Here is a 14560-nt window from a genome sequence, read left to right on the forward strand (position 1 = left end):
TCAGTTCCGTATTAGGAGTTCCGATGGTCAAGTGGGCAGGTCGCATCCTCGTTTTCCTCGGAGCCGCGCACACCGCGCTCGGACTCGCACTCACGGCCCCGCACCACGCCGGCGCATGGTTCGGCTTCGAACTGTGGACCGTGAGCGACAGCATTGCCGAGATGGACTCGAGCACCGGCGCGTTCTGGATGTCGGTGGGCAGCTTCGGAGTTCCGCTCGCCCTCGTCGGCGCGCTCGTGCTGTGGATGGACAACCGCGGCATCGTGCCGCCGCCGTTCATCGCCTGGACGGTCGGGCTCTGGATCGCGGTCGCCGCTGCGATCGCCGAACCGGCGCCATGGCTGGTCGCCTGGGTCGCGGTCGGGCTGCTGCTCGCGGCCGATCGTCAGGCCAAGCCCGCCCAGCGGGAGAGCCAGGGCATCGCGGCGCCGGCGATTTCGTCGAATCCCGCACGGTAGGAATGCGCCTGGCCCTGAACGACATGGACTTCCGCGGCATCGGCGGCATCCGGGATGCCGAACGGGTCGCGGGAGCCGTTGATCACGAGCACCTCGATGTCGCCGGGAGCCAGGAGTTCCTCGCGGCGCGACTTCTCCGGCTTGCCGGGCGGATGCAGAGGGAACGAGAGGGCGAGAACGCCGCGCGCCCCGGCCTCGCGGGCGGTCCGGCAGGCCACGCGGGCGCCATTGCTGCGGCCGCCCTGTATCAAAGGCGTCTTGGTGAACTCTTGGCGCAGCGCGGCGATGATCTCCAGCCAGGCGGCGTCCTGCACGTCGGCCTTGCCGGGGGCGCGGCGGCCCGCGACCCGGTAGGGCTGGGTCACCAGCGCCACCGCACCACCCAGCTCGACTGCGGAATCCCGCACGGCGAGAAGGTCTTTCGCATCGACTCCGCCACCGGAGCCGTGCGTCAGGACGAGCAGGAACTTCGGCTTCTTTTTCCCCGGCCGGTCGATCTCCACCTCAGCCGGACCGGCACTCGTGTCGATGCGCATAGCGAACGGTAACCAGCGCCGTCGCCGAGTCGTTCGCGCGGTCGCCGAATCCTCATCGCCGCAGCTCCCGCCCGGTGAGGACGGGCGCTAGCTGCGGCTTCGGGATCCCCTTGGGCGCAAGGGGTCTGCGACCTGCGGGCAACCCGCGTGCTTTCGATCACATTCGGCCGAGATCGCCTTGGCGGAGCCCCTACCGCTCGGTAACATGGCGCATAAGTTACCCGCCAGTAGCACTGCTTTACGGTGTCTACACGGTGGAGACCTGACGGGCGGGAACGGGACACACCGAACCGCACCCATCCTCAATGGAGAGTGAGTACGACCATGGGTCACTACAAGGCCAACGTTCGCGACCTCGAGTTCAACCTCTTCGAGGTCCTCGGCCTGGGCAGCCTGCTCGACAGCGGCGCCTACGGCGATCTCGACACCGAGACCGTGAAGGAAATGCTCTCCGAGGTGCGTCGCCTCGCCGAGGGCCCGCTCGCGGACTCCTTCGAAGACGGCGACCGCAACCCGCCGACCTTCGACCCCGAGACCCACACCGTCACCCTCCCCGCCTCCTTCAAGAAGAGCTACAAGGCTCTCGAGGACGCCGGCTGGTCCAAGGTTCCGGTGCGCGAGGAGCTCGGCGGCCTGGGCGCCCCCTCCGTCATCGGCTGGGCGCTGGGCGAAATGATCCTCGGCGCCAACCCGCCGGCCCAGATGTACGCCGCCGGCGCCGGTTTCGCGCAGGTCTTCTACAACAACGGCACCGATGAGCAGAAGAAGTGGGCTCAGATCATCGCCGAGCGCAACTGGGGCGCCACCATGGTGCTGACCGAGCCCGACGCGGGCTCCGACGTCGGCGCCGGCCGCACCAAGGCGGTTCAGCAGGAAGACGGCTCCTGGCACATCGAGGGCGTCAAGCGCTTCATCACCTCCGGTGACTCCGACGACCTGTTCGAGAACATCATGCACCTGGTGCTGGCCCGCCCCGAGGGCGCCGGACCGGGCACCAAGGGCCTGTCGCTGTTCTACGTGCCGAAGTACCACTTCGACTTCGAGACCGAGACCCTCGGTGAGCGCAACGGTGTCTTCGTCACCAATGTCGAGCACAAGATGGGCATCAAGGTTTCGGCCACCTGTGAGGTCACCTTCGGCGGCCACGGCGTGCCCGCCAAGGGCTGGCTGGTCGGCGAGGTGCACAACGGTATCGCGCAGATGTTCGACGTCATCGAGAACGCTCGAATGATGGTGGGCACCAAGGCCATCGCCACCCTGTCGACCGGTTACCTGAACGCGCTGGAGTACGCCAAGATCCGCGTGCAGGGCGCCGACCTGACCCAGATGACCGACAAGGCCGCGCCGCGCGTGACCATCACCCACCACCCGGACGTGCGTCGCTCGCTGGCCACCCAGAAGGCGTACGCCGAGGGCCTGCGCGCCATCTACCTGTACACCGCCGCGCACCAGAACGACGATGTGGCGCAGCTGGTTTCGGGTGCGGACCACGACCTGGCGCACCGCGTCAACGATCTGCTGCTGCCGATCGTCAAGGGTGTCGGCTCCGAGCGCGCCTACCAGTACCTGACCGAATCGCTGCAGACCTTCGGTGGCTCCGGCTTCCTGCAGGACTACCCGATCGAGCAGTACATCCGCGACGCCAAGATCGACTCGCTGTACGAGGGCACCACCGCCATCCAGGCGCAGGACTTCTTCTTCCGCAAGATCGCCCGCGACCGCGGCGTGGCGCTGGCCCACGTGGCCGGCCAGGTGCAGAAGTTCATCGAGCGCGAGGGTGGCAACGGCCGCCTCAAGGCCGAGCGCAAGCTGCTCGCCACCGCCCTCGAGGACGTGCAGGCCATGGCCGCCACCCTGACCGGGCACCTCATGGGCGCCCAGCAGGACCCGAAGGAGCTCTACAAGGTCGGCCTGGGTTCGGTCCGCTTCCTGATGGCCGTCGGCGACCTGCTCATCGGCTGGCAGCTGCTGCAGCAGGCCGAGGTCGCCATCAAGGCCCTCGACAACGGCTCCACCGAGCCCTTCTACCAGGGCAAGATCGCCACCGCGCAGTTCTTCGCCCGCAACATCCTGCCGGAGCTGACCTCGGTCCGCACCGTGCTGTCCAACCTGGACAACGACATCATGGAGCTCGACGAAGCCGCCTTCTGAGGCTAGAGCGAACTCTCTGAGATCTCCCGGCCCCCGCACCTTTTCGGTGCGGGGGCCGGACTCGTATGGAGGGGTGGGCAAACCGGCCAGGCTGCGGTCATGGTGCTCGGTACGAGGCGCGGATAGCGTTGAGGGAGCTGCGGCGGACTTTCTGAGGCCGGGTTGGATTCTGGCGAATATGGACCGTTATGGGGTGCCGCGGTCTTGGCTGCCGTGGCTGGGGAGTGCGAAAACTGTTGGGGCGGTGGGGTTGCTGGTGGGTTGCGACCACCTGTGGTTGTGGTGATGCGGGCGCGGGTGTACTCGGATCTTCCGTATCCGGTGTTGTTCGTGGCGCCGGTGATCGTGGCGTTGGTGCTCGGGGTCAGGGGCTGAGGTGCGCGAGGGGGTCTGCGCGAAATCTCCACAGTTGTCCCAAGATCTGTCCACGGGCTGTGGATAGCGTTGGGGCGTGGGGTATTTCCGGGGAATTGCCTATGGACTGCAGGTTGCGGGGACGTGGATTGCGGTGGCGGGCTGGGGACGAATCGGGATGGGGCTGTGGACAACTCGGCCGACTGCGGATCCCCTGCGGGATCTCGAAGGGGGCGGGTCCTTCGCGGCGGCCGTCCAGGTCTATCTGCCGTACCTGGTGTTGAGTGCGTGTGTGGCCGGGCTGGCGGTGGCCGGGCTGACGCCGGGGCGGGGAGCGGTGTGGGCATCGGTATGGGGTTCGGTACTGGTCGCAGCGTTCGCGGGGTGGGTGCTGAGCCGGGGGTATCTGCTCGACTATCTGCCGGGGCTGCATGAGCAGCTGCTGTGGACGCTGCCGCTGAGCGGGTGCGCGGCCGGGGTCGCGGCAGCGTCCTGGGGTGTCGATGAACTTCCGGCAGGGCGGCGGGAAAGGGCTACTCGCACTTGACGACCGGGATGGGGTCGTATTTGACGGTGCGGGTGGTGCGGGAGATTTCCTTGCCGGACTTGGAGTCTCGGATTACGCGGGTGTCGGAGGTGGTGAAGCCGGGGGCGCCCTCGGAGGCTATGCACTCCTTGCCCTTGGGGAGGGTGATCTCCTTGGGGTCGGTGGGCTTGGTGCGGTCGCCGGTGATCGACTCGACCTCTACGGTTTTGGTGCTCCACAGGCGGACGGTGACGTCGGAGCCGGTGGTGACGGTCTCGATGAAGACGCCGTAGGGGGTGTTGTTGCGGAATTTCAGGTCGATGGCGCCGTCGAAGACGGTGGCCTCGCGCGCCGCCGGATAGCGGGAGATGTAGTAGCTGTGCTCGGTGTGGCCCGCGTCCTCCATGCCGGCGAAATAGGCGGCGTTGTAGAGGGTGGTGGCGAACTGGCTGATGCCGCCGCCGACCGCGGTGCTGGGGCGGCCGTTGTTGATGATGCCGGATTCGACGTAGCCCTGTTCGACGCCGCGGGGGCCGGTGAAATCGTTGAGGGAGAAGGTGTCTCCGGGCTTGACGACCGCGCCGTCCACCTTCTGCGCGACCGTGCGGATGTTCACGCCGGAGGGACCGCTGAAACCACTCGTGGTGAACGAGCCGACAACCTGTGTGACACCGAGCTTTTCGGCGTCCTCGGTGACCAGTTTGGGCTTGACCTGTTCGTAGACGACGGTCTTCGATCTGTCCGAGGGTGAAAGCAGCAGGGCGGGAAGACCTTCCAGGGTCTTGTCCCACTTGATGGTGTCGCCCACCACCGACGGCACCACGGTGGCGCGAGTGCCGGACACGTTGAAGGTGGCGTCCTTCGGCTCGATCTCGGTGCTGTGCAGCTGGGGTTTCAGTGCGGCGATCAACGCGTCGTTGTTGTACGAAGCGGCAAGTCCGCCTTGGCCGTCGGGCGCGAAGGTGAGCGCGGCGGCGATCTGCGCGGGCTCGAGCACGCCATTGCCGCCCTTGCCGGTGAAGGTGACCGCGGCGCGCACGGCGGGCTGCGCCACCTCGCGCAGGGTGCGGTCCACGGCGGCCTGCGTCACCTGCGCCTGGGTTTCCACGGCGGGCAGTTCCAGCACCGAGCCGTCGGCCCAATGTTCGGACAGCACAGTGCGAGCTGCCGGAACGTCCAGCACCCGGCCGGGCACCGGGTACACGCCCACCGGCCGCGCGTCCTCGAAAACGATTCCGCCCTCGACGGGTTGGCGGTCGTGCGCGCGCAGCGCGTCCAGCTGGGCGGTCATGGCGGAGTCGGCAATGACGGCCGCGGGCTCCACATTTCGCGTGCTGAAGAAGGAGGCCAGCCGGGTGAGGGGGTTCACGGGCTGGCTGCCGATGCGCTCCCAGGTGCCGTCCCAGTCCACCGACAGGCCCGCGTCGCGCGGCACCAGGGTGGCCTGCACATCACCGATCTGCACCGTCAACGGTTGTGCCACACGCTGATTCAGCTCGGTTTCCAAACGGGTTTGCGCCTGTGCCCGCTCCAGGCCGCCGATGTCGATACCGGCGACCTGCACTCCGCGCGGCACATGCCCGGACGATAGCGACCAGTCCGCCGCGAAAGCCAGCCCGCCCGCAGCCATCAGCACACCTGCGGCGATTCCCGCCCGACGCGCCGCCGTGGAGTTCAGAAACTGCTGTGCAGGCGCCGAATTCCGATCCGGCTGACGCTCACGCGCGTGACGCCCGGGACTTCCGCTGGTCACGAACCATCCTCCCAAATGGCTGATCGTGGACTCACAGGGCGCGAATCCACCGCCCACCATAGTGGGCCGCACCGACAACCGAAGTATGCCCAGGCCGACAGCAAACTCTGTGCAACAGGTCGTCCGGGAACGAAGAGAGCTCCGTGCGGTTGCCGGGTCGGGGGTCTGGCAACAGCACGGAGCCACCCCGTCTATCGGGTGGTCCGGCGCGGCGTTACACACCTCTTTCACAGATCCGGAAAAATTTCCCGTAAGCCTCGACTGGGACAATGAAGCGAGAGGTTTCCGAAGCTCGACACGATTCGAGGAGATGAGTATGCAGCTCGGAATGATCGGACTCGGTCGGATGGGCGCGAACATCGTGCGCCGCATCGTCAGGGACGGGCACACGGCGGTCGGGTACGAACGCCATCAGACCAATATCGACGACCTCGCGGCCGAGCTCGGCGACAAGTTCTCCGGGACCACCGATCTGGCCAAGTTCGTGGCATCCCTCGACGCACCGCGGGTGGTGTGGGTCATGATTCCGGCCGGGGCCACCGGGGCGGTCATCGACCAGCTCGCCGATCTGCTGGAGCCCGGCGACATCATCATCGACGGCGGCAACAGCCGCTACCACGAGGACATCGCACGGGCGAAGACCTTGCAGCCCAAGGGCATTCACTACCTCGACATCGGCACCTCCGGCGGCGTGTGGGGGCTGGAACGCGGCTACTGCCTGATGATCGGCGGCGAAGCCGCACAGGTCGCCCACATCGACCCGCTGCTGAAATCCATCGCACCCGGCGTCGACGCCGCGCCCCGCACGCCCGGCCGCACCGGCGAACCCGCGCAGTCCGAACAGGGCTACCTGCACTGTGGTCCCGCAGGCGCCGGGCACTTCGTGAAGATGGTGCACAACGGCATCGAATACGGGGCCATGGCCGCCTACGCCGAGGGCATGAACATCCTGCACAAGGCCAATGTGGGCAATCAGCAGGACGAGGAGCATTCGGCCGAGGTCACACCGCTGGAGAATCCCGAGTTCTACCGCTACGACATCGATATTCCGGAGGTCACGGAGGTGTGGCGGCGCGGGTCGGTGGTGGCCTCGTGGTTGCTGGACCTCACCGCGGAGGCGCTCTACGCCGATCCCAACCTGGATTCCTTCGGCGGCCGCGTCTCCGATTCCGGTGAGGGCCGCTGGACCCTGGACGCCGCCATCGACGAGGGCGTGCCCGCGCCGGTGCTGTCCGCGGCCCTGTTCCAGCGCTTCTCCTCACGCGGCGAATCGCTGTACGCGGACAAGGCGCTGTCGGCCATGCGGAAGGCGTTCGGCGGGCACCACGAGCTACCGCAGCGGTAAGCGGCTACCGTCGGTGCATGCGCATTGTTCCGGGGATAGTGCTCGCAGTCACCGCGGTCGTGCTGACCGCTTGCTCGGGGAGTAGTAGCGGACCGTCGCAGGGCTCGGCGTCGAGCAGCACCGACCCGGGCAGCACGACGGCACCCGTCACAACCCAACCGGCGCAACAGGATTGCAAGGCCGGCTATCTGGCGCAGTTCACGCTGCGGCAGAAGCTGGCCCAGTTGCTGACCGTCGGTGTCACGGGCGCGGACGATGCCGAGAACGTGGTGCGGACCGAGCAGATCGGCGGCATTTTCATCGGCGGCTGGACCGATCGGGCATTGCTGGCCAACCAGCAGATAACCGAGGTCACCAAGGCTTCCCGCACGCCGCTCATGGTGACCATCGACGAAGAGGGCGGGCGGGTCTCACGACTGGGCGCGCTCATCGGGACGGTGCCGTCGGCGCGGGAGATCGTGGCGAGCGGCATCTCGCCCGAGCAGTACTACCAGGACAGTCTGGTGCGGGCGCGAAAGATGAAGGCGCTGGGCATCACCGTGGATTTCGCCCCGGATGTGGATGTCAGCAGCCAGCCCGACGACAGCGTGATCGGCGACCGGTCCTATTCGAATGATCCGGACGTGGTGGTGGAGTACGCGGACGCGCAGATCCGGGCGCTGCAGGACGCCGGGATCGGCGCGGTCATGAAGCATTTCCCGGGCCACGGTTCCGGGTCCGGCGACTCGCACACCGGCGCGGTGCGCACGCCGCCGCTGGCGCAGTTGCAGGAGAAGGACCTGGTGCCGTATCGGGCGCTGGTCGGGTCGGGCGCGGCGGTCATGGTCGGGCACCTGGACGTGCCGGGGCTCACTACGCCGAACGTTCCGGCCAGCATCAGCCCGGAAGTGATGGATCTCCTGCGCAAGGGCACCGGGTACGGCGCGGCACCTTTCGACGGCGTGATCTTCACCGACGATCTCGGCGGCATGGCGGCCATCACCAGCCGCATGAGCATTGAAGATGCCGTGGAAGCGGCCTTGGTAGCGGGTGCCGACAACGCGCTGTGGATCACCACCGACGCGGTGTCGAGCGTGCTCGATCGGCTGGTGTCGGCGGTGGAGGCCGGCCGTCTACCGGGAAGCCAGGTGGATGCCTCGGTGCTTCGCATGGCAAAGTTCAAAGGCACCGCTCCGCAGTGCTGAATTTTTCCCAGGGGCTCTGCCCCCGGACCCCCGGAATCGGGGGCGCTGCCCCCGGCCCCCGTTACTGGGTGGGAGTTTCTGGGGGGTTTCCGGGTTGATGGAGTGCGCTTCTAGCGAATGCGGGGCAATTGGCGGTCTTGGAACTTACCTTGGAGTAAGATAAGGGCTTCAACGTGTCCTAGGAGAGTGAATGGCAGGCGGAACGAAACGGCTACCTCGCGCTGTGCGCGAGCAGCAGATGCTCGACGCCGCCGTAGAGGTCTTCTCGCTCAAGGGGTATCACGACACCTCGATGGACGCGATCGCCGCCGAGGCGAAGATTTCCAAGCCCATGCTCTACCTGTACTACGGCTCCAAGGATGAACTGTTCCGCGCCTGCATCCACCGCGAGAGCATCCGGTTCATCGAGGCCGTCGCGGTGGCCGGCAACCCCAAACTGACGCCGCACGAGCAGTTGCGCGCCGGGCTCGAGGCGTTCCTGTCCTATGTCGACAAGAACCGGCTGTCGTGGCAGGTGCTGTATCGGCAGGCCATCAATCAGCAACCGTTCGCGTCGGAGATCGCCAACAGCCGGGAACGGATCATCGAGCTCACCGCGAAACTGCTCGAATCCAGTGCGAAATACGCCGAGCCCGGCACCAATTTCGAAGTGGTGTCGGTGGCGGTGATCGGGGCCGGCGAGGCCATCGCCGACCGGGTCGCCAGCGGGCAGGTCGAGATGGCCGAGGCCGTCGACCTGCTGGACAACCTCGCCTGGCGCGGTCTGTCCGGCAAGAAGAAGGACGCGTAGGCCCTTCCCCCTGGGTGAGCGTCCGCGTTAACCTCCTGCCACAGTTCGCACGATTTGTGGTGTAGGACGGCCGGGTTGGACACGGCCGGGGACGGGGAAACGCGAATGTTCGGCTTGCTGAAGCCCTGTGCGCACAGCGCGGCGGAGTACGGGATCGACGCCACCACCTGGCAAACCCATATGTGCGGGCTCTGCCTGGGCCTGCGCGACGGGCACGGGCAGTTGGCGCGGGCGGCCACCAATACCGACGCGCTCGTGCTCGGCGTGCTCACCGAAGCGCAGCAGCCGACCGAGGCCGAGCGCACGACCGCCGCGCCCTGTCCGCTGCGCGGCATGCGCCGGGTCCCGGTGGCGACGGCCGGCTCCCCCGGCGTTCAGCTCGCCGCCACCGCGTCACTCCTGTTGGGGGCGGCCAAGATTCGCGATCACGTGGACGACGGGCAGACCGGGCGGCTGTCGACCCGTCCGATGCGCCGGGTCTCCACGCGCTGGCGCACCCAGGCCCGCGCGGCGGCGGCTCCGATCGGGCTCGACATCGAACCTCTCATCGCCGCAATCGATTCCCAGGCGGAGCTGGAAACCCGACTCTCCGGGGAGCTCGAGCTGGATCGGCTGACCGCGCCGACGCAGGTGTGTGCGGCGGAGTTGTTCGCGCACACGGCGATTCTGGCGGGGCGGCCCGAAAACGCTGAGGCGCTGCGGGAAGCCGGGTGGCATTTCGGGCGGATCGCGCATCTGGCGGATGCGATCGAGGATCTGGACGAGGATCGGGCGGCGGGGCGGTTCAATCCGCTGGCGGCCACCGGGACCAGCGCGGAGGACGCGCATTCGCTGCTGCGGGAATCGAATTCGGCCCTGCGGGCGGCCTTGGCGCGGGTCGCGCTGGAACGAGTGGCCACGGTGCGGTGGATGCTGCTCGACCCGCTGAACGGGGTGGTGCGGCGGATCTGGCGGGTGACGGGGGCCGTGCGGGCGTGCAGCGCGCACGCGTGCGGGAACGATCATGCGGCGCAGTCGGAGGACGGCGTGGTGGCCGTCGTCCGCGGTGACACCACGAAGCCGCCGCGGCACCGGAAACCCGGCCTGCTCGAGGGGATCGGAATCATCCTCTCGCAGTACTGCACCGGATACGCGTGCTGCAAGGACCACACCCGGCCGTGTAGCGGGCATCGCCGCAACGCATGGGTGGACCGGTGCAATTGCCGTCGCCGGTGCAAGAACTGCTGTGACGCGTGTGATTGCTGCAGCGGTTGCGGTGACGATTGCTGCTGCGACGGCTGCTGCTGCGACTGCTGAAACGACAGGGTCGCGCGCTGATTCGGGCCGGATGTCGACACCCCTGCGAGACCACATACGACGGCGGACCAGTGCGCGACCCTTGGCCCCACCCACCTGGGGATCGTTACCGCCCCGCGGTCCGGTCGCGAACGGCCGGCGTGCGGAGCAGCCAACTGAGCACGGTACCTGTGTCCCAGTCACTTCGGGAAGGATCCACAGGAAGTTGGCAAGCCTCGTCAGTCAGCAGGCAGGCTACGGCCCACAAATATTCGTGCAGCCCGGACAGTCGCACGGCGGGTCGCGAATACGAAAGAGCCGCGCTCCGATTCGGCCGGATGTCGAAACCCCTGCCAAGCCACATACGGCGGAATCGGTGCGCGGCTCTCGTCCCTCCCTGTCCGGGAGACCAACTCTGTGTGAGAGCTGTTCAGGTTAGCGGATGGTCGCGGTGAAGTGGGGGAAACCCTTCTTCGGATGCTTCAGGGACAGGTCCCAGCCGCCCGCGACCTGATCCGCGTACAGGTTCACGGTGGACGGCAGGAAGATCGGCTTGCCGAATTTCACCGTGTACGTGGCCTTTTCGGGGATGCGCCCCTCGACGGCGCCGAGAATGGCGGCCGCCGACCACATGCCGTGCGCGATGGGCTTCGGGAAGCCGAAAGCCTTGGCGCCCAGGGCCGAGGTGTGGATCGGGTTGTGGTCACCCGAGGCGTTGGCGTAGCGGTTGATCATCTTCTGATCGACGCGCAGCTGCCGCAGCGGGGGCGGCGGCACCTCGTCCGGCTTGGGTTCCGGCTTCGGCCCGCCCGACAGCGAGGTGCGCTGCTGGTGCAGGAAGGTGGTGACCTGCCGCCACACCAGTTCCCGGCCCACACTCACCTCGGTGATGGCGTCCACGAGCAGGCCCTTCGGGTGCTCGCGCAGGTTCTCGATGTGGGTTTCGAAGTCCAGCGGCTCCGACACCGAGATCTCGCGGGTGCGTTCGATGACGTTCTCCGCGTGCACCGCGCCGACCGCCACGAACGGGAAGTCGCGGGCGACGACCAGCTGCATGGCGAGCGGGAAGCTGAGCACGAACGGGTAGGTCAGCGGGAGCGCGTCACTGAACCGCAGACCGGTCGCCCGGCAGTAGGCGGCCAGGTGATCGGGATCGACCTTGAAGCCCTCCAGCCGCACCTTGCGGTCCGGGATCTTCGAGCCGCGGGCGTTCAGCGGACCCGGCACCGGCACCGCGCCCAGCGCGGCCTTCACGAACAGCCCGGAGTTCTTGGGCACCTCGGTGAGGTTGATGGTCTGCGACATCATGCTCCGATCAGGGCCTGGCCGCAGACGCGAACCACATTGCCGGACACCGCGTTCGACGCCGGGGAGGCGAAGTAGGCGATGGTCTCGGCGACGTCCACGGTCTGACCGCCCTGCAGCAGCGAGGACAGCAGGCGGCCGGCCTCACGGGTGCCGAGCGGGATGGCGGCGGTCATGGCGGTCTCGATGAAGCCGGGGGCCACCGCGTTGATGGTGATGCCCTTCTCGCCCAGCTTCGGGGCCTCGGCGTTCACCATGCCGATGACACCGGCCTTGGAGGCGCCGTAGTTGGTCTGGCCGCGGTTACCGGCGATACCGGCGATGGAGGACACGTCGATGACGCGGCCGCCGGCCTTGAGCGCGCCCTTGGCGACCAGGCCCTCGGTAATGCGGTGCGGGGCAGCCAGGTTCACGTTGATGACCGAGTTCCAGCGGCCCTCGTCCATGTTCGCGAGCAGCTTGTCGCGGGTGATGCCGGCGTTGTGCACGACGATGTCGATGCCGCCGAAGCGCTCGGTGGCGAATTCGGCCAGCTTCTCGGCGGCGTCGGGGGCGGTGACGTCGAGGGCCAGGGCGGTCGCGCCGACCTTGTTGGCGGTCTCGGACAGCGCCTCACCGGCGGCCGGGATGTCGGCGACGATCACGGTCGCGCCGTCGCGGGCGAAGACCTCGGCGATGGTGGCGCCGATACCGCGGGCGGCACCGGTCACGACCGCGACCTTGCCTTCCAGCGGCTTGTCCCACGAGGCCGGGGCGGTGGAGTCGTCCTTGCCGACGCGGAAGACCTGGCCGTCGACGAAGGCCGACTTGCCGGACAGGATGAAGCGCAGGGTGGATTCCAGACCCGTTGCGGCGGAAGCGGCTTCGGGGTGCAGGTAGACCAGGTTGGCGGTGGCGCCGCGCAGCAGCTCCTTGCCGACCGAGCGGGAGAAGCCCTCGAGCGCGCGCTGGGCGATCTGCTCGTCGACCGACGCGGACAGCTCGGGGGTGGTGCCGATGACGAGCACGCGGCCCGACGGGGCGATGCTGCGCATGGCGGGCTGGAAGAACTGGAAGAGCTGCTCGAGCTCCTCGATGGTCTTGATGCCGGTGGCGTCGAAGACCAGCGCGCCGAACTTCACGCCGGGGGTGACGGAATCCACAAAGGTGTAGTCCGACAGCAGGTTCCGCACCGAATCAGCTACGCGGCCCTTGCCACCGACGAGCACCGGGCCGGGGAGGGCGGGCTCGCCGGCCTGGTAGCGGCGCAGGGTTTCCGGCTGCGGCAGGCCGAGTTTGCTGGCCAGGAACGCGCCGGGGGCGGAGTGGATGAACGATCCGTACAGGTTCGGAGCACCCTTGCTCTTGCTGGCTGCCACTGTTCCTACCTTCTCTGAGTCGGTTTGCGTTTCTTTGCCATCCCCAGGGCGGTGTTGCGCACACGGGCGGGGTACGGTGTCGACAAATGAACTTACTCCAGAGTAAGTTTAATGTAAACCGACTGACGCCGGTCCCGCGGGACCACATAAAGCCGGAACCAACCGACGAGACACTGGAGACTCGAGTGACCACCAAAGCCCGTTCGGCGAAGACCGCGGCCAAGAACACCAAGCAGGCCCGCCCGGTTGCCATCCTCGGCGGTAACCGCATTCCGTTCGCCCGCTCCGACGGCAAGTACGCGCACGCCTCCAACCAGGACATGTTCACCGCGGCCCTGAACGGCCTCGTCAGCCGCTTCGGCCTGCAGGGCGAGCGGCTGGGCATGGTCGTCGGCGGCGCGGTGCTCAAGCGCGTCGGCGAGCACGGCATGATCCGCGAGAGCGTCCTCGGTTCCACCCTGTCGCCGTACACCCCGGCCCACGACCTGCAGCTCGCCTGCGGCACCGGCCTGCAGGCCATCCAGACCGTGGCCGACGGCATCGCGCTGGGCCGCATCGAGGCCGGCGTCGGCGGCGGCACCGACACCACCTCCGACGCGCCGATCGGCGTGAGCGAGAGCATGCGCGAGTGGATGCTCGACGCCAACCGCGCCAAGAACAACAAGGACTACGTCAAGCTGGTCGGCCGCCTGCGGCCGTCCATGGTCGGCATCGAGATCCCGCGCAATGCCGAACCGCGCACCGGACTTTCGATGGGTGAGCACGCCGCCATCACCGCCAAGGAGTTCGGCGTCTCCCGCGAGGCGCAGGACGAGCTGGCCTACCTGTCGCACAAGAACATGGCCGCCGCCTACGACCGCGGCTTCATGGACGACCTCATCACCCCGTTCCTCGGGCTGACCCGCGACGACAACCTGCGTCCGGGCTCGACCATCGAGAAGCTGTCGACCCTGAAGCCGGTGTTCGGCGTCAAGGCCGGTGGCGCGACCATGACCGCCGGCAACTCCACCCCGCTCACCGACGGCGCGTCGGCCGTGCTGCTGTCCACCGACGAGTGGGCCGCCGAGCGCAACCTGAAGCCGCTTGCGTACCTGGTGGATTCGGAGGTCGCGGCCGTCGACTACATCCACGGACCGGACGGCCTGCTCATGGCGCCGACCTACGCCGTGCCGCGCATCCTGGCCCGCAACGGCCTGACCCTGCAGGACTTCGACTACTACGAGATCCACGAGGCCTTCGCTTCCGTGGTGCTCGCCACCCTGCAGGCGTGGGAGTCCGACCAGTACTGCAAGGAGCGCCTGGGCCTCGACGGCGCGCTGGGCTCCATCGACCGCTCCAAGCTGAACGTGAACGGCTCCTCGCTCGCCGCGGGCCACCCGTTCGCCGCCACCGGCGGCCGCATCATCGCCCAGACCGCCAAGCAGCTGGCGGAGAAGGGCGGCGGCCGCGCCCTCGTCTCCATCTGCGCCGCCGGTGGGCAGGGCGTCGTGGCGATCGTCGAGCGCTAAAGACCCCGGGGCTCAGG

General features: G+C 67.8%; 13 protein-coding genes. 9 read left to right on the forward strand and 4 right to left on the reverse strand.

The features are described from left to right. Window positions 1–23 precede the first annotated feature (23 nt). Window positions 24–458: a DUF6463 family protein gene (locus H0264_RS00105; protein WP_181582062.1), complete on the forward strand. Its 435-nt coding sequence runs from the start codon at window positions 24–26 to the stop codon at window positions 456–458. On the opposite strand, the gene H0264_RS00110 is transcribed toward H0264_RS00105, so the two are convergent. Further along, entirely contained in the window at window positions 386–994 is a 609-nt protein-coding gene (locus H0264_RS00110) for an alpha/beta hydrolase family protein (RefSeq protein WP_181582063.1), read from the reverse strand. The genes H0264_RS00105 and H0264_RS00110 overlap by 73 nt on opposite strands. Before the next feature lie 324 nt (window positions 995–1318). Between H0264_RS00110 and H0264_RS00115 the strand changes: the two genes are divergently transcribed. The 3 genes from H0264_RS00115 (at window position 1319) to H0264_RS00125 (ending at window position 4046) form a co-directional block, all read left to right on the forward strand. Beyond that, a complete protein-coding gene (locus H0264_RS00115; protein ID WP_181582064.1) occupies window positions 1319–3145 on the forward strand; it encodes an acyl-CoA dehydrogenase in 1827 nt (608 codons plus the stop codon). A gap of 73 nt (window positions 3146–3218) precedes the next feature. Beyond that, complete coding sequence (locus H0264_RS39270) at window positions 3219–3431, forward strand: DoxX family protein (RefSeq protein WP_220139926.1); 213 nt, start codon at window positions 3219–3221, stop codon at window positions 3429–3431. 165 nt (window positions 3432–3596) lie between these two features. Next, window positions 3597–4046 carry a hypothetical protein gene (locus H0264_RS00125; protein ID WP_181582065.1) on the forward strand — a complete coding sequence of 150 codons (450 nt, stop codon included), beginning with the start codon at window positions 3597–3599 and terminating at the stop codon, window positions 4044–4046. Here the strand turns inward: H0264_RS00125 and H0264_RS00130 are convergent. Then, window positions 4033–5778: a VanW family protein gene (locus tag H0264_RS00130; protein WP_244976070.1), complete on the reverse strand. Its 1746-nt coding sequence runs from the start codon at window positions 5776–5778 to the stop codon at window positions 4033–4035. The genes H0264_RS00125 and H0264_RS00130 overlap by 14 nt on opposite strands. 316 nt (window positions 5779–6094) lie before the next feature. Between H0264_RS00130 and gnd the strand changes: the two genes are divergently transcribed. From gnd to H0264_RS38925, 4 genes are all read left to right on the forward strand, one after another. Next, window positions 6095–7123 (forward strand): phosphogluconate dehydrogenase (NAD(+)-dependent, decarboxylating), encoded by a 1029-nt coding sequence (gene gnd, locus H0264_RS00135; RefSeq protein WP_181585175.1) that lies wholly within the window; start codon window positions 6095–6097, stop codon window positions 7121–7123. Window positions 7124–7140: 17 nt separating this feature from the next. Further along, complete coding sequence (locus H0264_RS00140) at window positions 7141–8307, forward strand: glycoside hydrolase family 3 N-terminal domain-containing protein (RefSeq protein WP_181582067.1); 1167 nt, start codon at window positions 7141–7143, stop codon at window positions 8305–8307. Between the two features lie 190 nt (window positions 8308–8497). Beyond that, complete coding sequence (locus H0264_RS00145) at window positions 8498–9097, forward strand: TetR/AcrR family transcriptional regulator (RefSeq protein ID WP_181582068.1); 600 nt, start codon at window positions 8498–8500, stop codon at window positions 9095–9097. A gap of 105 nt (window positions 9098–9202) precedes the next feature. After that, a complete protein-coding gene (locus H0264_RS38925; RefSeq protein WP_181582069.1) occupies window positions 9203–10393 on the forward strand; it encodes a DUF5685 family protein in 1191 nt (396 codons plus the stop codon). 414 nt (window positions 10394–10807) lie between these two features. Here the strand turns inward: H0264_RS38925 and H0264_RS00155 are convergent, their stop codons facing one another. Together H0264_RS00155 and H0264_RS00160 are read right to left on the reverse strand one after the other, a co-directional pair. Continuing rightward, window positions 10808–11680 carry a MaoC family dehydratase gene (locus tag H0264_RS00155; RefSeq protein ID WP_420832021.1) on the reverse strand — a complete coding sequence of 291 codons (873 nt, stop codon included), beginning with the start codon at window positions 11678–11680 and terminating at the stop codon, window positions 10808–10810. Then, complete coding sequence (locus H0264_RS00160; protein WP_181582070.1) at window positions 11677–13035, reverse strand: 3-oxoacyl-ACP reductase; 1359 nt, start codon at window positions 13033–13035, stop codon at window positions 11677–11679. The genes H0264_RS00155 and H0264_RS00160 overlap by 4 nt, the downstream gene beginning before the upstream one ends. A gap of 185 nt (window positions 13036–13220) precedes the next feature. On the opposite strand from H0264_RS00160, the gene H0264_RS00165 reads away from it, so the two are divergent. Next, window positions 13221–14543: an acetyl-CoA C-acetyltransferase gene (locus H0264_RS00165; RefSeq protein WP_181582071.1), complete on the forward strand. Its 1323-nt coding sequence runs from the start codon at window positions 13221–13223 to the stop codon at window positions 14541–14543. Window positions 14544–14560 lie beyond the last annotated feature (17 nt).

The organism is Nocardia huaxiensis, from assembly GCF_013744875.1.
GTDB lineage: Bacteria > Actinomycetota > Actinomycetes > Mycobacteriales > Mycobacteriaceae > Nocardia > Nocardia huaxiensis.

Excerpts from the sequence above, each read along its gene's own strand:
- H0264_RS00105 (WP_181582062.1), top strand. The coding sequence starts at position 24 with ATGGTCAAGTGGGCAGGTCGCATCCTCGTTTTCCTCGGAGCCGCGCAC.
- H0264_RS00110 (WP_181582063.1), bottom strand. The coding sequence starts at position 994 with ATGCGCATCGACACGAGTGCCGGTCCGGCTGAGGTGGAGATCGACCGG.
- H0264_RS00115 (WP_181582064.1), top strand. The coding sequence starts at position 1,319 with ATGGGTCACTACAAGGCCAACGTTCGCGACCTCGAGTTCAACCTCTTC.
- gnd (WP_181585175.1), top strand. The coding sequence starts at position 6,095 with ATGCAGCTCGGAATGATCGGACTCGGTCGGATGGGCGCGAACATCGTG.
- H0264_RS00140 (WP_181582067.1), top strand. The coding sequence starts at position 7,141 with ATGCGCATTGTTCCGGGGATAGTGCTCGCAGTCACCGCGGTCGTGCTG.
- H0264_RS00145 (WP_181582068.1), top strand. The coding sequence starts at position 8,498 with ATGGCAGGCGGAACGAAACGGCTACCTCGCGCTGTGCGCGAGCAGCAG.
- H0264_RS38925 (WP_181582069.1), top strand. The coding sequence starts at position 9,203 with ATGTTCGGCTTGCTGAAGCCCTGTGCGCACAGCGCGGCGGAGTACGGG.
- H0264_RS00155 (WP_420832021.1), bottom strand. The coding sequence starts at position 11,680 with ATGATGTCGCAGACCATCAACCTCACCGAGGTGCCCAAGAACTCCGGG.